This window comes from Mesorhizobium sp. M1312, from assembly GCF_040318115.1.
Taxonomy (GTDB): Bacteria; Pseudomonadota; Alphaproteobacteria; order Rhizobiales; family Rhizobiaceae; genus Mesorhizobium.
Genome location: NZ_JAMYLQ010000006.1, coordinates 130142 through 147793, shown reverse-complemented (window position 1 = coordinate 147793; position 17652 = coordinate 130142). Strand labels below are relative to the sequence as shown.

Annotated in this window: 12 protein-coding genes and 2 pseudogenes; 8 read left to right on the top strand and 6 right to left on the bottom strand. The window is 60.3% G+C overall.

The features are described 5' to 3' along the window. The first annotated feature begins 49 nt into the window (after positions 1–49). Positions 50–1705, top strand: coding sequence for a vWA domain-containing protein (locus NKH36_RS10265; RefSeq protein ID WP_352957796.1), 1656 nt, complete (start codon positions 50–52; stop codon positions 1703–1705). 129 nt (positions 1706–1834) lie between these two features. Here the strand turns inward: NKH36_RS10265 and NKH36_RS10260 are convergent, their stop codons facing one another. Both NKH36_RS10260 and NKH36_RS10255 read right to left on the bottom strand, forming a co-directional pair. After that, positions 1835–2707, bottom strand: a complete 873-nt coding sequence (locus NKH36_RS10260) for a dihydrodipicolinate synthase family protein (RefSeq protein WP_352957794.1) — start codon at positions 2705–2707, stop codon at positions 1835–1837. Positions 2708–2724: 17 nt separating this feature from the next. Then, positions 2725–3969: an NAD(P)/FAD-dependent oxidoreductase gene (locus NKH36_RS10255; RefSeq protein WP_352957848.1), complete on the bottom strand. Its 1245-nt coding sequence runs from the start codon at positions 3967–3969 to the stop codon at positions 2725–2727. Between the two features lie 242 nt (positions 3970–4211). Here NKH36_RS10255 and NKH36_RS10250 point away from each other — a divergent pair, with 242 nt between their 5' ends. From NKH36_RS10250 to dddP, 6 genes and pseudogenes are all read left to right on the top strand, one after another. Then, on the top strand, positions 4212–5120 hold the full coding sequence (locus NKH36_RS10250) for a LysR substrate-binding domain-containing protein (protein WP_352957792.1): 909 nt from the start codon (positions 4212–4214) through the stop codon (positions 5118–5120). Between the two features lie 258 nt (positions 5121–5378). Beyond that, entirely contained in the window at positions 5379–6917 is a 1539-nt protein-coding gene (locus NKH36_RS10245; protein WP_352957790.1) for a trimethylamine methyltransferase family protein, read from the top strand. Positions 6918–6975: 58 nt separating this feature from the next. Further along, positions 6976–8629 (top strand): annotated as a pseudogene (locus NKH36_RS10240) (ABC transporter substrate-binding protein). Positions 8630–8720: 91 nt separating this feature from the next. Then, positions 8721–9412, top strand: a pseudogene (locus NKH36_RS10235) (cobalamin B12-binding domain-containing protein). 82 nt (positions 9413–9494) lie between these two features. After that, positions 9495–10526 (top strand): GlxA family transcriptional regulator, encoded by a 1032-nt coding sequence (locus NKH36_RS10230; RefSeq protein WP_352957788.1) that lies wholly within the window; start codon positions 9495–9497, stop codon positions 10524–10526. A 66-nt stretch (positions 10527–10592) separates the two neighbouring features. Next, positions 10593–11924, top strand: coding sequence for a dimethylsulfonioproprionate lyase DddP (dddP, locus tag NKH36_RS10225; protein ID WP_352957786.1), 1332 nt, complete (start codon positions 10593–10595; stop codon positions 11922–11924). Positions 11925–12298: 374 nt separating this feature from the next. Here dddP and edd read toward each other — a convergent pair whose 3' ends face one another. The 4 genes from edd to NKH36_RS10205 all read right to left on the bottom strand — a co-directional run bounded on the left by edd (position 12299) and on the right by NKH36_RS10205 (position 16637). Then, positions 12299–14143, bottom strand: coding sequence for a phosphogluconate dehydratase (edd, locus tag NKH36_RS10220; protein WP_352957784.1), 1845 nt, complete (start codon positions 14141–14143; stop codon positions 12299–12301). 72 nt (positions 14144–14215) lie between these two features. Next, positions 14216–14932, bottom strand: coding sequence for a 6-phosphogluconolactonase (gene pgl / locus NKH36_RS10215; protein ID WP_352961621.1), 717 nt, complete (start codon positions 14930–14932; stop codon positions 14216–14218). Continuing rightward, positions 14914–16383, bottom strand: a complete 1470-nt coding sequence (zwf, locus tag NKH36_RS10210) for a glucose-6-phosphate dehydrogenase (protein WP_352957782.1) — start codon at positions 16381–16383, stop codon at positions 14914–14916. The genes pgl and zwf overlap by 19 nt, the downstream gene beginning before the upstream one ends. Then, the gene (locus NKH36_RS10205) at positions 16380–16637 is read right to left on the bottom strand and encodes a hypothetical protein (protein WP_352957780.1); all 258 of its coding nucleotides are present in this window, start codon (positions 16635–16637) and stop codon (positions 16380–16382) included. Before NKH36_RS10205 ends, zwf begins: the two co-directional genes overlap by 4 nt. A gap of 48 nt (positions 16638–16685) precedes the next feature. On the opposite strand from NKH36_RS10205, the gene NKH36_RS10200 reads away from it, so the two are divergent. Further along, the gene (locus NKH36_RS10200) at positions 16686–17432 is read left to right on the top strand and encodes an SDR family oxidoreductase (protein ID WP_352957778.1); all 747 of its coding nucleotides are present in this window, start codon (positions 16686–16688) and stop codon (positions 17430–17432) included. Positions 17433–17652 lie beyond the last annotated feature (220 nt).

Genomic DNA, 17652 nt, shown 5'->3' with positions numbered 1-17652 from the left:
GTCAAATAGCTTCCCCGGACTCGCGGCCACTGACTGGGGGAGAATTTTCATGGCGGGACTTGCGCGGAGCGTCGCTGCGGCGGCTCTCCTGTTGTGGATGACGACGCTCGGCCTTGCCGCCGACCGCGTCGTCATCGTTCTCGACGCCTCCGGCTCGATGTGGGCGCAGATCGACGGCAAGCCCAAGCTCGAGATCGCCCGCGAATCGCTGCGAACCGTGCTGCAATCGGTCCCCGCCGATAGGGAAATCGGCTTCATGGCCTATGGCCATCGCGAGAAGGGCAGTTGCGAGGACATCGAGCTCATCGTGCCGCCGCAAGCCGGCGCGGCAGCTGCTGTTTCCGCTGCCGCCGACAGCCTGAAATTCATCGGCAAGACGCCGCTGACATCAGCCGTCAAACAGGCGGCCGAGGCGCTGAAATACACCGAGGACAAGGCCACCGTCATCCTGATCACCGATGGGCTCGAGACCTGCAAAGGCGACCCTTGCGCGCTCGGCAAGGAACTGGGGGCTGCCGGTGTCGACTTCACCGTAAACGTCGTCGGCTTCGGCCTGACCGCGGACGAGGGCAAGCAGGTTGCTTGCCTCGCCGACAACACCGGCGGCAAATACATCCAGGCGTCCGATGAGAAGGCGCTGCAGGACGCGCTGGTCGAAACCATCGCCGCCGCACCTGCACCCGAACCAGCCCCTGCGCCGCAACCGGCCCCCGAGCCGGAAAAGCCGGAGTTCAACTTCATGCCCGTCGTGGTGCTTGCCGAGGGCGGCGATCCCGTCACCGACGACAATTCGTGGGAGATCTACAAGGCAAAGTCCGACGGCACGCGCGGCGACTACGTCACCACCGAATACGGAGCCTACAAGGGCAATCTGGAGCCGGGCGGCTACATAATTGCCGCACGCTATGGCGAGGCCAGGACCGAACAGAAGATCATGGTCGAGGCGGGCCAGGTCTACAAACCCCTCTTCACGCTAAATGCCGCCACGCTCATCATTCATCCGCGGCCAAGTGAGGGCGCTGACGTGGCCGATGGCGCGGCTGTCGTGATCGCCTATCCGGGCGTCGATACACCCGCGACCTATTATGGCGACACGAAGGTCGTGTTACCGGCCGGCGATCAGAAAGTGACGGTCAGGATCGGGCAGGGCGAAGTCACCGAAACTATCCCGCTCACTGCCGGCAGAGTCGTCGACAAGGATATGATCGTCGGCGTCGGCCATGTCGTTGCCAACGCCTACTATACCGCCGGTGGCGACAAGGCCGACGGTTCGGGCATCGGCTTCAAGGTGTTCAAGGCAAAAAAGAAGATCGACGGGACGAGGCAAGAGGTGGCTCATGCTTATGGTCCCGACAGCAAGTTCGATCTGCCGCCTGATGACTATGTGCTGACGGCGACGGTCGACCTTGCCGTCGCCGAGCAGCCGTTCAGCGTCAAGGCCGGTGAGAATCAGGATCTGAAGATCGCCATCAATGCCGGCGTGCTGGCGATCACCGCGCCAGGGGCCTCGAAGATCGAGATTTTCGATCCGAAGAAGGACATAAACGGCAACCGCAAATCGCTCGGCTACGCCTATGACGAGAAATATCAGGCGGCGCTGCCGGCCGGCGACTACGCGGTCGTCTCGCAGATGTTGGACAACAGCTCGAAGGAAAGCACGGTGACCATCAAAGCCGGCGAGCGAGCTGAACTGAGGGTGCAGTAGGGACGCAGCTCGACGACGGCGAAAGGGCGGCCACGAGCCGCCCTTTTCACTGCAGTGCGAATCCTGTTTGCCTGCCTTCGACACTTTTGACGTAACCAAGCACCACGTCGTTCGTCGCGACGGCCCTGTCTACACGCCCAACGGTTCAAGCGAACGGCGAAGCTGCGCTTCCTGATCTTCGGAGAGCTTTCTCAAGGGGCTGCGAACATTACCTGTTCCGTAGCCGCGCAGTTGCGCCGCTCGAAGTACCGACGGCGTATAGGGAGACCTCCAGATAAAGAGCAACGAGGGCAACATCCGCTGCCAGAGCGTTAGCGCCTGTTCGTATTCCTTGCGGTCCACCAATCTATATAGCTCGACCGCTTCAGAAGGCATGTAATTCGCACCACCCCATATGACGCCGCGGGCCCCGGCCATCAAAGCGTAGAGCGTGGTGGTGTCGCAGCCATTGAGCACCGTTCCGCTTGTCTGCAGGTACTCCTGATGGACAGTAAAGTCCCCTGCGCTGTCCTTGATGTAGTTAAAGTTCTTCAACTGGCTCAGGCGCTCAAACAGCTGTGGTGAAACCGAAATGCCGGTGGCCTGTGGGATGTTGTAGCCGACCAGGTCGACGCCTAATTCAGCATCGATTGCCTTGTAAAAGTCGAAGATTCCCTGCTCATCACTCGGACCCTCCAGGTAGGGTGGCAGAACCATCAATGCGTCGGCGCCGACGGACTCCGCATGACGCGACCTTCTGATGACTTCGTCCATATTCAAAGCAGAGGTCTGGCAAATGACGCTGCAGCGACCAGCTATTCGCTTTGCGCCTACTTCGTAGAGGCGGTTGCACTCGGCCTCGGTAAGATAGGGGTGTTGCCCGGTCCCTGCGCCAAGCACCAGCCCGTGAACACCCGCGGCGACGTACTTCTCGATCAGATCTTCGAAAATCGAGTAGTTGATCGCACCATTCTCATCGAACGGTGTCTGCATTGCTAGATTTATGCCCTTCAGGTCCGCCATGATCTCTCTCGTTGTATCTAGACTTCAGCGCCGGCCTGTCGGAAACGGACCGCGGTTACGATGCGAACGCCCATCGCTGTGACAGGCTTGGGATAGGGCTTGCTGGGACTTGCGCGCGTCTTCAGGATGTCGACCACCGGCGATGATCGCCCTGACGCCAGATCCGCTACAGCCTTGCCGAAGGCAGCTCCTCGCGCCACGCCTGTTCCATTGCAGAAAGCGGCGCCGTAGACCTTCTCCGCCAACTCGCCGAAGACCATTCCGCCATTTTGCGCGAGGGTAAGAAGGCCACCCCAGCTGGCCTCGAAGCCGATCGAGGAGATCTCCGGCCACCGCCGATCGAACGCGATCTGCTGCTGCACCCGAGCCCTCATCACATCCTGCGTGGTGGTCTTGAAGTCCGTCGCATAGGAATAGACGTTGCGAAGGAAAAGCCGGTTGTCGATCGTGCGACGAACCGTCGTGCCGAAGCTGTTGGCTGGTATGAGTCCGTAGGCTCTCTTGTTCCCCACCCGCGAAAGCTCGCTCTCGGTGAGCTGTCGTGTCATGCTCGCAAACGTGTACAGCGGTATGGCGCGGTTGTCGAAGAAACCGAACCTCGTCAGATAGCCTGACGCGCAGATGATGACCTTCGAAGCTCTGATTGTTCCGGCGGGCGTCTCGCAGATGTGCTTCGGCGCCCCGAACTGCACCGCCACGATGGGGGTGTTTTCGTGAACGGTGACGTTCGCGGGCAGGCTTCTTGTCGCATTCTTGAGATACTTCGCAGGCTGGACCAAGACGGTGCCGGGATGATGCAAGGCTTTGATGTAGTGCTTGCTGCCGGTGATCGCCTGGATTTCGGGGGTCTCGACCCAGCTGTAGTTCTGCCCAAGCTTATCCAGCGCCTCCGAAAAGCGGTGCAGATCCTCCACACCGTGAACGGTGGCCGCGCTGTGGTATTTTCCCTGCGCGTCCCAGTCGCAATCGACCCCATGCTCTTCGACAGCGCTTCGGATGTAGGCGATGCCGTCCAGGTTAACGAACAGCTCTTCCTTGTTCCCCTTGATGTCTTCGACGAAATCGCGCTTCCGAGGATTGTGCGCGAGATCGATGACGAAACCCATGCACCGTCCGGATGCATTGTTCCCAATGCGGCCGGCGTCTACGAGGACAACCGAGGACTGCGGGTTGAGTTCGGCAAATCGACGGACCGCGTGCAGCCCCATCCAGCCGCCGCCAATCACCAGGCAGTCACACGCAACGTCGCCTTCTTGCGGCACCAGCGCCAACTCCGGCCCTGCCGTAGTGTACCAGCCGGACATAGTCGGTTCGGGGTGGGGCGGCTGAACGACTTTGCGCGCTTTGGTCGTTGTTTGGTTGAACGAATTCACTGCCAACTCGCTGAGTTAAGGCTGCCGGTGACGATGCTACGATCCGCGGTCGCGTTGGTTTCCTGTTTGAATAGACCACTTGGCGGGAGTCTCGTAGACGGAAAAGATAGCGTCTGATATAGATCTGCTTCATGTCAAAGCTTCGCAGCCTGGTGCCCTCGACGCATTCGCTTTTTGTCTTCGAAGCGGCTGCCCGGACCCAAAGTTTCAAAAGCGCAGCCAGCGAGCTCAGTGTGACGCAACCGAGCGTCTCGCACTCGATCAAGATGTTCGAGAAGCATTGCGGGACCGCGCTCTTTGCCCGTGACAATCGAGGAGTGCAGCTAACGGAGGCAGGGAGGCAGCTCTACGATGAGGTGCGCACTTGCTTCCGCCGTCTGGAACAGCGGCTTGAGACTATTTCCGATCGCGGAACGAAGTACGTCACTTTTGCTGCGTCGACATCTCTCGCGGCACATTGGCTTGCGCCCCAGCTCTATCATTTCCAGGAAGAGCATCCGGACGTTAAGATCAAGGTTGTCGCCACCGATCGGGATATCGAGCCTGATCACGAAGTAGACGTCACCGTATGGGTGCGGCCACGGGATTTTGACCGGACCAACAGCCGGTTCGTATGCGACGAGATCATTTTTCCCGTCTGCTCCCCCGCATATCTTCTGGCGCACCCCGCTCCAAAGAGCGTCGATGAGTTGGTTCGACACCAGCTCATTCATTCGTCCGATGCCTTTCGCAAGCGAATGAGCTGGCCCGAATGGGTCGAGCTTGCAGGCGGAGATGCCAGCGAGACCAAACCGAACATTGTATTCAATGACTATCAACTGGCGCTCCAGGCAGCTCTTGCAGGCGAAGGAATCTCGCTGGGATGGTCCTTGACCGCCCAACACCTGCTTAACAACCGCCTGCTGGTTCGGCCCATCGCGACTGAGATCAAGACCGACCGCGCCTTCTTCCTCTTGTCCAATGATGACGCAGGCAAAAACAAGAGGTGCAAGGTTCTGGTGGACTGGTTCCTCGCTCAGTCGAAGGAATTACGCCCTTAGACTAGACGGCTACCGGTCAACGCTCCCTCGGTTCTCATACCCACCTCCGCGTCGCTTTTCGGGCTGTCTTTCCAGGTAACGAGTGCCTGCGCTGTCAACCCAGAGATAAACTGAGTTTAACACCAGCGAAACCTTTTGCGCATTCTCAGGATGATCGTTGGCCCCTATTATCAACGTCAATGAGCAGGGCCGCGTTCCGTACGCGGACCGAAGAAAGTTCTGTTGACGGGGACCTTAGCGCCCCTCCGGGAAAACGCGATGATGGACTCTGATGCTCCCGTAATCCGGCGCCGCGGAGGACGCGCGTCGGTCGTAGCTGCCCGGGAATCCGAGAAGAGGCCTCGCGTCTCGACCATCAAGTACGGCATTCGGCCTGTGGAGGCCGTCACCGCTGAGCAGCTTGAGCGCATTCACCAGGCTTCGTTGGCGATCCTGCGCGAGATCGGAATCGAATTCCGTGATGAGACGGCGATCCGGCAATGGAAGGAGGCTGGCGCCGATGTCCAAGGCCAACGTGTGCGCCTCGATGGCGAGATGCTGATGCATCTCATCTCCAAGGCCCCATCCCGTTTTGAGATGACGTCTCGCGATCCGTCACAGCGTTTCGAAATCGCGCCAGACACAATGACCTTCGGCGCCATGCAAGGCGCGCCAAACGTCCGGGACCTTGAGGGTGTGCGACGCGCATCCACGATCGAGGATCTACGGAACATGAACCGGCTGACCCAGATGCTGCCGGGGTTCCATATCGCCGGCGGGTTCACCTGTGAGCCGACCGACATCGCTGTTCCATGGCGCCATCTGCACATCAACCATTCGAGCCTGGTGGAAACGAACATGCCCTTCTTCGGTCTGACGACCGGGAAGCAGCGAGCCGAGGACTCGATCGCCATGGGGCAGATCGTCCACGGCAAGGCCTTTATGGATCAGAACGCAGTGATGCTCGGTCACGTATCGGGAAACTCACCTCTGGTCTGGGATTCGACCATGCTGGATGGGCTCCGCGCTTTCGTCGAGGCGAACCAGGTCGTCCTGCTGTCGCCTTTTGTGCTCGGCGCGGCAAACACTCCCGCCGACATCCCGGCCACAATCGCGCAGTTGAATGCCGAGGCACTCGCAGCGCTCGCCTACACCCAGTTGGTCAGGCCCGGCGCCAAAATGATCTACGGGCAATATTCAGTCTCGGTGTCGATGCGCAGCGGCGCCCCGATGTCCGGCATGCCCGAAGTCACTCTGATCAACGCCGTCATCGGCCAGATGGCAAGGCGGTATGGTTTGCCGTGGCGAACGACGGCATCCCAGTCGTCCGCAAAGACCTTCGATGCTCAGTCCGGATACGAATCGGCGATCGCCTACATGTCGGGAGCGAGTGCAGGCGCGAACCTGATGATGCATGCGGGCGGCTGGGATGAGGCCGGCCTCGTATGCTGCATGTCGAAGTTTGTCGCCGATGCCGAACAGAACCTGCTGATCGAAAAATACGCGCAGGGGATTTCGTTCGAGCATTTCGACGACGCTCTCGAAGCAGTGCGGCGCATCGGCCCCGGCGGCCACTATCTCGGAGATTCCTTCACGCTCAACTTCAAGGACGCATTCTTCGCGCCGGAGATCCTCGATTACCTCAGCTATGAGCAGTGGAAGGTCAAAGGCTCCAAGGACATGGCGCAGCGCTGCCGTGAGAAGGCGAAATCGATCATCGCGAGTTACGAGCAGCCGCCGATGGATCCGGCCGTGCGCGAGGAACTCGATGCATTCGTGGCGCAACGCCAGGAGGAAATCTCGCCAAGCCTTGCCTAGGCATCCGCCCAAGAGCCCATGCGATCAATATCCGGGAACACCAACAAGGGAGAAGAAAATGGGACTGTTCAGAAGCAATGGGAATCACGTTCCGGCTGCCATCGAAAAGATGGCTAGCGACGTCAAAGCCGGACAAATGGACCGGCGCGAGTTTCTCGCGCTTGCGAGCACGTTCGGCGCCTCGGCGGCAATGGCCTACGGCCTGATTGGCGTAGCATTGCCCCAGCCCGCACGCGCCGCCGAGCCAAAGAAGGGCGGAACCCTGCGTGTGTCCATGCCCGTCAAGGCGCAAAAAGACCCGCGTACCTACTATGACTGGGTTGAGCTTGCCAACATTTCTCGCTGCTGGCTTGAGCCGCTGGTTCGCTACACACACGAATTCACATTTGAACCTGTCCTGCTGGAAAGCTGGGAGGTCAATGACGATGCCACCGAATATGTCTTCCATGTCCGAAAGGGTGTTACCTGGAACAATGGCGACGCTTTCGACGCCGATGACGTAGTCCTCAACATCACCCGCTGGTGCGAGAAGGGCGTCTCCGGCAATTCGATGGCCGCGCGCGTCGGGGGACTGATTGACGCCAAGACCGGCAAGGCGAGAGATGGAGCTATCGTCAAGGTCGATGACCATACCGTCAAGCTCAAGCTTAGCGACCCGGACATCGCCATCATCGCGAATTTCACCGACTACCCCGGACTGATCGTCCATCGCAGTTTCGATGCCGGCGGCGCCGACCCGGTCGCAAAGCCGATCGGAACGGGGGCATTCGAACTGGTATCCTACGCGGTCGGCAGCAAGGCTGAAGTCAAACGCCGCGAGTATGGCAAATGGTGGGGCGGCGAAGCTCTGCTGGATGGCGTGCAATTCGTCGACTATGGAACCGACTTCCAGGCAACGGTGGCTGCCTTCGACTCCGGGGAGATCGACGTCAATATGGAGACGCCGGCTGACTTCATCGACATCCTGGACAAGATGGACGTGGTCAAATCGGAAGTCGCCACCGCAACGACGCTGGTGTGCCGCACCAACACGACCAACAAACCATATGACAACAAGAAGGTCCGTAACGCGCTTGCAGATGGCGGTCGACAACAACACTGTCCTTCAACTCGGCTATGCAGGACGGGGAATGGTCGGCGAAAACCATCACGTCAGCCCGATCCACCCGGAATATTTTGCCCTGCCTAAGAAAAGCCGGGACGTCGAGGGCGCGAAGAAACTCATTGCTGAATCCGGAAATGCCGACTTCGAGCATGAGCTGATTTCGATCGACGAAGACTGGCAGAAGAACACCGGTGACGCCATTGCGGCGCAGCTTCGAGAGGCCGGCATCAAGGTCAAGCGCACGGTGCTTCCGGGTTCGACTTTCTGGAACGACTGGGCGAAGTATCCCTATTCGCTGACCGTTTGGTACATGCGACCGCTCGGGGTTCAGGTCCTAGCGCTGGCTTATCGCACTGGCGAGGCTTGGAATGAGACTGCTTACGCAAATCCCGACTTCGACGCCAAGCTCAAGAAGGCGTTCTCGGTCAGCGATGCCGCCAAGCGGAAGGAATTGATGCAGGACATCGAAGATGTGCTGCAGGATTCTGGGGTCATCATCCAGCCGTTCTGGCAAAGCCTCTTTGGTCACATGAACAAAAAAGTTCAGGACTATGCAATCCACCAGACTTTCCAGATGGATTTGCAGAAAGTCTGGCTGGCAGCCTAGCAGACTCGCAAGGCTCCAACCGGAAGCCTGGTCGGTGCCCCATTTCGCATGGGGTACCGACCTCCTTGAACTATGCGTGAGGCGACCCGACATGTCCGACGGCGAGATCATCCTTTCCGACCTTTCCGACGACGAGTTGGTGCAGCAGATGCACGACGATCTTTATGACGGGCTGAAGGACGAGATCGAGGAAGGCACACAGATCCTCCTCGAGCGCGGTTGGGCGCCCTACAAGGTGCTGACCGAGGCGCTGTCGAAGGCATGCGCATCGTCGGCGAGGATTTCCGCGACGGCATCCTGTTCGTGCCGGAAGTGCTTTTGTCCGCCAACGCGATGAAGGCCGGCATGTTCATCCTGCGCCCGCTGCTCGCCGCCACCGGCGCGCCCAAGCAGGGCAAGATGGTCATCGGCACCGTCAAAGGCGACATCCACGACATCGGCAAGAATCTCGTCGGCATGGTGATGGAAGGCGCCGGCTTCGACGTCATCGATCTCGGCATCAACAATGCCGTCGAAAAATACATGGCAGCGATTGAAGAGCATCAGCCCGACATCATCGGCATGTCGGCGCTTTTAACCACGACCATGCCCTACATGAAGGTCGTCATCGATACGATGAAGGAAAAAGGCATCCGCGACGACTATGTCGTGCTGGTCGGCGGCGCGCCGCTCAATGAGGAGTTCGGCAAGGCCGTCGGCGCCGATGCCTATTGCCGCGACGCCGCGGTGGCGGTCGAGACCGCCAAGGACTTCATGAAGCGCAAGCACAACGTCCGCGGCTGATGGCGGCGGTGTCCATCCTGCAAGACGCTGGTGCCAACGCCCCGCTCGATGTTGATGACCGTCAACGAGGATGTATGACCTTATGAATGCGCCATTTTCAGCGGGAGACCGTTCGCGGATTGTGGGATGGAATCCCAGCCGGCAGGTGATCGACATCCAAGACGTGTTCCGACTGGTTATTCTTGCACTACCGGGATTTTCCCAGCTAGGCCTTTCATCCTTCGTGGATCCCCTTCGCCTTGCGAATTCCATCTCCGGCAGATCCTCCTTCGAGTGGACGATTGCGAGCCCGGATGGCCAGCCGGTTGAATGCGCCTGCGGGTTCATCCTTTCGGTCGGCAGCAATTTTTTAGGCACTGGAGAATGCATTCAGTCCGCCAAGGGACCAAGCATGGTCATCGTCTGCGCGGGCGAGCCGGTCCAAAAGCAGATGTCGACTTCCCTCACGAAGATTCTTCGGCTTTGCAAGCGGCACGGGGTTCCAATCGCGGCGTTGGGTACTGCAACATGGCTGCTGGCGGAAAGTGGATTACTCGACGATACCGCTTGCACAATCCATTGGGACAAGAGGGCCGCCCTCTCGGAAAAGTTTGGCCGCCTCCAGGTTACCGACCAACTGTTCGTTCGCGATCCTCACCTCCTGACCTGCGCAGGAGAATTCGCGTCCTTCGACCTCGTTATGGAGCTGATCAGCGAGCGCCTTGGCAGAGACATCGCGTTAGCTGTCTGCCGACATACGACTGCCGGGCATTGGCGCCCTGCTTCAGATAGACAATCGTCCATCAATGCTGGTGAAACCGGCATCTGCAAGTCGCTGGCAGACGTCATTCGGATCATGGAGGAGCATATTGAGGACCCACTGCCGCCCCGCTACGTCGCAAAATGCGTCGGCCGCTCGCAGCGTCAGATCGAACGGCTTTTCCAGCAGTCGATTACGTCGTCTCCCATGCGCTTCTACCTGCATTTGAGACTTAGTCGCGCAAAGCGTCTCATTGAACAGACAGAATTGCCGGTGGTCGATATCGCAATCGCATGCGGTTTCGTGTCGGCCTCGCATTTTTCGAAATGCTTCCGCCAAGCCTTCGGCGCGAATCCGAGCGCTTGTCGATCGTGATCTTCAGCGGTGACAGTGAATGCGGCGGGACCACCGACACGCATATTCGGCAGTAGGAACCATCATTTGTCTTCGTTTTCGATCGTGAAGCACAAGATTGATCCTACGCGAGGCGCAACGGCACTGAAGGCGGACGGGAGCATCGACAACAACGATCGTGTGGAAATCGGCCCGACTGATGTGGCATTTGCTGAATGGGAGCAGTTAGGACTCACTGCCCCCAATCTGGAACGGATGAGGAAAACTCGGCTGGACCGCCTCGTGCAACAACTGCGCCAACGGGATTACGCCGGCGTGCTTTGTTTCGATCCGCTGAACATTCGATATGCGACCGATTCCTCGAACATGCATATCTGGACCATGCACAACCCGTCGCGAGCCGTGTTCGTGTCAGCGGACGGTTATGTCGTTCTGTGGGACTTTCACCGCTGCAGTCATCTCTCGACCTACCTGCCGCTCATCAACGAAATCCGCGACGGTGGGGCGGGCTTCTACTATTTCGTTGCCGGAGATGCAGAGGAAGCAATCGCCAAACAGTTCGCGGGGCAGATCGATGAATTAATGCGACGCTGCGCTGGCAAGAACCGACGTCTTACCGTCGACAAGATCGAAATTCCCGGCCTGCGCGCGATGGAAGCAGTCGGTATCGAGGTCTGCAACGGCATGCAACTCATGGAGCACGCGAGGGCCATCAAGGGTGTCGACGAGATCAACGCAATGCGCTGCTCGCTAGCCACATGCGAAATCGCTGTTGGCAAAATGCGCGAGCGTTTGCGACCCGGCATAGCGGAAACTGAATTGTGGTCGGTTCTTCATGCCGAAAGCATCGCCCGCGGCGGCGAGTGGATCGAAACGCGCATTTTGACTTCCGGCCCGCGCACGAACCCGTGGATGCAAGAAGCCGGCCCTCGACGCATAATGCCAGGGGATCTGGTCGCCTTCGACACCGACATGGTCGGGCCTTATGGCATGTGTGCGGATTTTTCGCGCACTTGGTATTGCGGCGACGGCAGGCCGACCGACGAACAGCGAAGGCTACACGCAATCGCGTACGAACACGTGATAACCAACATGGCCATGCTCAAAGCTGGAGTATCATTCAACGAACTAACCGAGCACGGCCACAAGCTCCCTGCCGAGTTCGTGGATCAGCGATATGGCGTCATGATGCATGGCATCGGTCTATGCGACGAATATCCCGCGATCCTCTATCCTCAAAACTTTGTCCCGGGAGCATTCGACTATGTTCTCGAGCCGGGGATGACGTTGTGCGTTGAGGCCTATATCGGTGCCGTTGGTGGCCGTGAAGGCGTAAAGCTCGAAGAGCAGGTTTTGATCACGGACAACGGTTTTGAAAACCTGACAAAATGCCCATTTGATCCGGCTTTGATGATCTAGGATTGTCGTGCAACTGTTCGTGGATTAGCCGTTGTCCGCTTTTGGGGCAATCGCAACTGTCCCTCGCCAATTTCCGCTCTTGGGCTTTGGCGTCAGTCGACAATAGGTCCGAAATGCGGCGCTAAGCGGCCATTCGCGGTGGGACAGGCATAAGTCGCCTTTGGGTCGAGTGCGTGAATTCGGCCCGGGGCGAACGAGCTTCCGCTTAGGGTGGGACTTTGCCGTTTCTGGAAGATGCAGAAGCGCTCGATCCCGCTCCCCGCTGCATCGGCTACGAATGACCGTTCACGAGTGATAGGTCAATAATGACTTAAAGGTAACATAGTGCCCAAAAGGGCAAAATTGGGTGGAAATCGACAGCCAGCCGCCCTTTTTCACCGCAGTGCAAATTCCGCTGCATTGTTTCCGAATGCGCTGGCGCCGTGGTCGGCACGCCCGACCATTTGCCGGAACCCAGCGAAAAGCTCGCGGCCGAAGCCGAATTCATTGCCGACAAGATCGCTGTCCGCTGCTCGCCGCAGCGCGAAATCGCCTGCCGGCACCAGCACTTCCAGCGTTCCGGCGTCGGCGTCGAGCCTGATGATGTCGCCGTCATGGATCCTGGCAATCGGCCCGTCCTCGACCGCCTCCGGCGTCACATGGATCGCTGCCGGCACCTTGCCGCTGGCGCCCGACATGCGGCCGTCAGTGACCAGCGCCACATGCTGGCCGCGATCCTGCAGGACGCCGAGCACCGTGGTCAGCCTGTGCAGCTCCGGCATGCCGTTGGCTTTCGGCCCCTGGAAGCGGATGACGGCGATGAAGTCGCCGGTCAATGTGCCGGCCTTGAACGCCTCGTTGAGCCCTTGCTGGCTGTCGAACACCTTTGCCGGCGCCTCGATGATGCGCCGCTCCGGTTTCACGGCGGAAGTCTTGATGACGGCGTGGCCGAGATTGCCTGAAAGCATTTTCAGCCCGCCGGTCGGCTGAAACGCCTTCTTGAACGGCGCCAGCACCTTCGCGTCGCCGCTTTCGCGAGGCGAGGCCTCGCGCACCACGCCGCCATCGGCGCCGAGCTTGGCTTCGACCGCATAAGGCCGCAGCCCTTCGCCCCAAACCGTCTGGACGTCCTCGTGCAGGATGCCTTCGTCGAGCAGTTCGCGGATCAGGAAGCCGAGCCCGCCTGCCGCATGGAAATGGTTCACGTCGGCAAGGCCGTTTGGATAGACCCGCGCCAGCAGCGGCACGGCTTCCGAAAGGTCCGAAATATCCTGCCAGGTAATGGCGATGCCGCCCGCGGCCGCCATGGCGATCAGATGGATGGTGTGATTGGTCGATCCGCCGGTGGCGTGCAGGCCGACGATGCCGTTGACGATCGAACGCTCGTCGATCATCCGGCCGACCGGCGTGTAGGCGTTGCCGAGCGCGGTGATCGCCAGCGCCCGCTTCGTCGCCTCCCGGGTCAGCGCGTCGCGCAATGGCGTGCCGGGGTTGACGAAGGAGGCGCCTGGCGTGTGCAGGCCCATGATCTCCATCAGCATCTGGTTGGAGTTCGCCGTGCCATAGAAGGTGCAGGTTCCCGGCCCGTGATAGGATTTGGACTCGGCTTCGAGCAGTTCGGCCCTTCCTGCCTTGCCTTCGGCATAGAGCTGGCGGACCTTGGCCTTCTCGTCGTTGGGCAGGCCCGTCGTCATCGGCCCGGCCGGGATGAACACCGCCGGTAGATGGCCGAAGGTCAGCGCCGCGATCACCAGCCCCGGCACGATCTTGTCGCAGACGCCAAGATAGACCGCCGCGTCGAACATATTGTGCGACAGCCCGATCGCCGCGGCCATGGCGATCACGTCGCGCGAGAACAGCGACAGCTCCATGCCGGGCTGGCCTTGCGTGACGCCGTCGCACATCGCCGGCACGCCGCCGGCGACCTGGGCAATGCCGCCGGCCTCGCGCGCCGCGTCCTTGATCAGCGCTGGAAACGTCTCGAAAGGCTGATGCGCCGACAGCATGTCGTTGTAAGAGGTGATGATGCCGAGGTTCGGCACCTTGTCGCCGCCCAGCGCCACCTTTTCCGAAGGGCTGCAGACGGCAAAGCCATGGGCGAGGTTGCCGCAGGAAAGCACGGCCCGGTTGGCGGTGCGGTTCGAGGCCTCGGCGATGCGGCCGAGATAGGCCTCGCGCCCTGGTCTGGAGCGTTGGCGGATGCGGTCGGTGATGGCTTCGATGTCGCGTCTCGCGGTCATGGTGTCGGTCCTTTCAGGCGAGGTCCCGCAAACACCTTCCGGCTGTCTGCCGGGACCCTTGGCAAGTTGAAATCAGGGTGCCCAGAAAACCTCTACGGGCCTCTCGGCGGCGTCGAGCACGGCACGAATGGGCTTTCGCGTTCCCGATGCCATCGCGCTCTCGAATGCCTTGCGCTTGTCTTCACCTTCGATGTGCAGTGCGACGAAGCCGGCCCTGACGATCCGCGCCAGCGACAGCGTCAGGCGCGGCTCGCCGGCGCTTGCCGCGTGAACCGGGAGCACGACCCCTTCCGAGGACGGGTCGAGCAGTTTTTGCAGATTATCGGCGTCAGGAAAGAACGATGCGGTATGGCCGTCGGTTCCCATGCCAAGCACGACCACGTCGAGCGGCCAGGGCAGCGACCGCAACATCCTGCTATCGGCCTCAGACATATCCTCGATGCTTTCCGCCTCTTGGTAGAGCGGCACAAAACGTGCGGCTGCGGCCGCGTTTTGCAAAAGATTGGCGGCGACCAGCCCGGCGTTGGAGCGCGGAGAGGAGGCCGGCACGCAACGCTCATCGACCAGCGTCACAGTGACCTTGTTCCAGGCGATCGGGATATTCGAAAGCGATGCGAAAAATCTCGCCGGCGTCGTGCCGCCGGAAACGGCGAGCAGTGCCGTGCCGCGCTCGGCGATTGCATTGGTCAGGCGGCCTGCGACGTGGCCGGCAAGTGCTGCCGCCAGGTCCGGGCGTTCGGCAAACGCGTGCCAGCTGTAGGCGGTGCCGTTCAATTGCTCTCGTGCCATGTCCGCCCGTCGCGTTCGATCAGCGCAATCGAGGCCGAGGGGCCCCATGTGCCGGCCGTATAGCCCTGCGCCTCTTGCCTTCCGCTTTCCCAGGCGTCCTGAATCGGGTCGATCCACTTCCACGCTGCCTCGACCTCATCGCGGCGCATAAACAGCGTCTGGTTGCCACGGATGACGTCCATGATCAGCCGTTCATAGGCGTCGGGTGCGCGGCCGTCGAAGGATTGCGCGAAGCTCATATCGAGCGGTATCTGGCGCAGCCGCATGCCGCCCGGCCCCGGATCCTTGATCATGATGAACTGCTTGACGCCCTCGTCGGGCTGCAGCCTGATGACCAGCTGGTTGGCGGAGATCGGCCCGGCGCTGTCGCCGAAGATCGAGTGCGGGATTGGCTTGAACTCGATGACGATCTCCGAGACGCGGGTCGCCAGCCGCTTGCCCGTCCTGAGGTAGAACGGCACGCCCGCCCAGCGCCAGTTGCCGATCTCGGCCTTGAGCGCAACGAAGGTTTCGGTGTTGCTGTTCTTGCCGAGCTCCTCGACATAGCCTTTCACCGGCCCGCCGGCCGAGGCCCCGGCACGGTATTGGCCGCGCACCGTGTGCTTGGGGGCTTCGTTGCCGTTGATGCGTTTCAGCGCCCGCAGCACCTTCAGCTTTTCGTCGCGAACGGCGTCGGCATCCATCGATGACGGCGCCTCCATCGCGACGAGGCAGAGGAGCTGCAGCATGTGGTTCTGCACCATGTCGCGCAGCGCGCCGGCCTTGTCGTAGTAGGTGACGCGGTCTTCGAGGCCGACAGTCTCGGCCACGGTGATCTGAACATGATCGACATTGGCGGAATTCCACAGCGGCTCGTAGAGCGCGTTGGCAAAGCGCAACGCCATCAGGTTCTGCACCGTCTCCTTGCCGAGATAGTGGTCGATCCGGAAAATCTGGCTTTCATGGAAATCATCGCCGACCAGATCGTTGAGCTCGCGTGCCGAGGCGAGATCGCGCCCGATCGGCTTCTCCAGCACGATGCGCGAGTTCGGCGTGATCAGCCCATTTTCTCTCAGCTTATGCGAGATGTCGCCGAACAGCGCCGGCGCCACCGCCAGGTAGAAGGCGCGGATGCATTCGCTGTCGCCGATCGCCGTCTTCAATTTGTCGAAGCCCGCGCCATTGGTCGCGTCGGCCGAGACATAGGAAAGCCGGGCAAGAAACGTCTTCAGCTCCGTGGCGTCGATATCGGCCGGTTTCACATGGTCGGAAATCGCCTGCCTGGCGAAAGCCTGGAATTCCTCATCGGTCATTTTCGAGCGCGACGTGCCGATGATGCGCGTCGGTTCGGAAAACTGATGGCCGCGCTGGCGATGATAGAGCGACGGCAAAAGCTTGCGTTCCGACAGATCGCCGGTGCCACCGAAAATGATGAAGTCGAAAGGCTCGACGGGAATGATCTGGCTGGTCATGGTCTGTCCGCTTTAACCCCGGTCGCTGTGACGCGGTGGATATAATCTAATCGATTTAGGTTTTCCAGTGCCACGACGTCACATCCCAAGGCCAATGGGTTTGCCCGGTTGGCCTTGATGCCCTTGACACTGGCGCAACCCGGCGGCTTGTCGGCGAGGTGTTCCGGGTGGCCTTCGCAAATGCAGCATAGAGCGGGATCGAAGCGAAAGCCAAAGGAGAAATCGAGCGTGTATACTGATCGTTCGGCGGTCATCGCCGGCGGCTGCCCGAGCGATCGTCTTCAATCTTGAGTGAGAAAGTCATGCGCCTGGAAAACAAAGTTGCCATCATTACCGGTGCCGCGTCAGGTTTCGGCGAGGGTATCGCCAAGCGCTTTGCCGAGGAGGGCGCCAAGGTCGTTGTCGCCGACCTCAACGCCAGGGGCGCCGAACGCGTCGCCAACGAGATCGGTCAGGCGGCGATCTGGACCCAGACGGACGTCTCGTTGCGTTCCGAATTCGACGAGATGGTCGATGCCGCAAAGAGTGCCTTCGGTCGCATCGACATCATGGTCAACAATGCCGGCTACACCCATCGTAACGGCGATATGCTCGAGGTCGACGAGACGACCTTCGACCTGATCACGGCCGTCAACATGAAGGCGATCTACCACGCCGCCCTGGCGGTTGTGCCGGTCATGGATAGGCAGGGCGGCGGCGTTATCCTGACCACGGCCTCGACCGCCGGCATCAGGCCGCGGCCCGGCCTCACCTGGTACAATGCATCGAAGGGCTGGGCGATCACCGCGACCAAGTCCATGGCGGTGGAACTCGCGCCGAAGAACATCCGCGTCAACTGCCTCTGCCCGGTCGCCGGCGAGACCGGCATGCTGGAAAAATTCATGGGCGCCGACACACCCGAAATCCGCGAGAAATTCCGCGCGTCGATCCCGCTTGGCCGGCTTTCGACGCCGCTCGACATAGCCAACGCGGCGCTCTGGCTGGCTTCGGACGAGGCGGCTTTCATCACTGGCGTGGCGCTGGAAGTCGACGGCGGACGTTGCATCTGAGCCGTCCGACCCAGTCGGTTTCAAGTTCGACTTGACGGTTCATCGCACTCGCCGGACGCGGCGGCCGACTGTATTACAGAAGCCATCCGAGCCGTGGTGCGACGTCAAGGGATCGCCTGACCAGCCTTAATGCATGTCGCGCAAAGTGCGCAGCGGTTTTGCGATAACGACATGCACAAAAAACAAGAACCTAAAGCGCGTCGCATGAATCCATTCAAAC

Coding starts and splice junctions, on each gene's coding strand:
- NKH36_RS10265 (WP_352957796.1), top strand. CDS start 50: ATGGCGGGACTTGCGCGGAGCGTCGCTGCGGCGGCTCTCCTGTTGTGG.
- edd (WP_352957784.1), bottom strand. CDS start 14,143: ATGACCGCGAGACGCGACATCGAAGCCATCACCGACCGCATCCGCCAA.
- NKH36_RS10200 (WP_352957778.1), top strand. CDS start 16,686: ATGCGCCTGGAAAACAAAGTTGCCATCATTACCGGTGCCGCGTCAGGT.
- NKH36_RS10245 (WP_352957790.1), top strand. CDS start 5,379: ATGATGGACTCTGATGCTCCCGTAATCCGGCGCCGCGGAGGACGCGCG.
- NKH36_RS10205 (WP_352957780.1), bottom strand. CDS start 16,637: ATGACCGCCGAACGATCAGTATACACGCTCGATTTCTCCTTTGGCTTT.
- NKH36_RS10250 (WP_352957792.1), top strand. CDS start 4,212: ATGTCAAAGCTTCGCAGCCTGGTGCCCTCGACGCATTCGCTTTTTGTC.
- zwf (WP_352957782.1), bottom strand. CDS start 16,383: ATGACCAGCCAGATCATTCCCGTCGAGCCTTTCGACTTCATCATTTTC.
- NKH36_RS10230 (WP_352957788.1), top strand. CDS start 9,495: ATGAATGCGCCATTTTCAGCGGGAGACCGTTCGCGGATTGTGGGATGG.
- NKH36_RS10260 (WP_352957794.1), bottom strand. CDS start 2,707: ATGGCGGACCTGAAGGGCATAAATCTAGCAATGCAGACACCGTTCGAT.
- pgl (WP_352961621.1), bottom strand. CDS start 14,932: ATGGCACGAGAGCAATTGAACGGCACCGCCTACAGCTGGCACGCGTTT.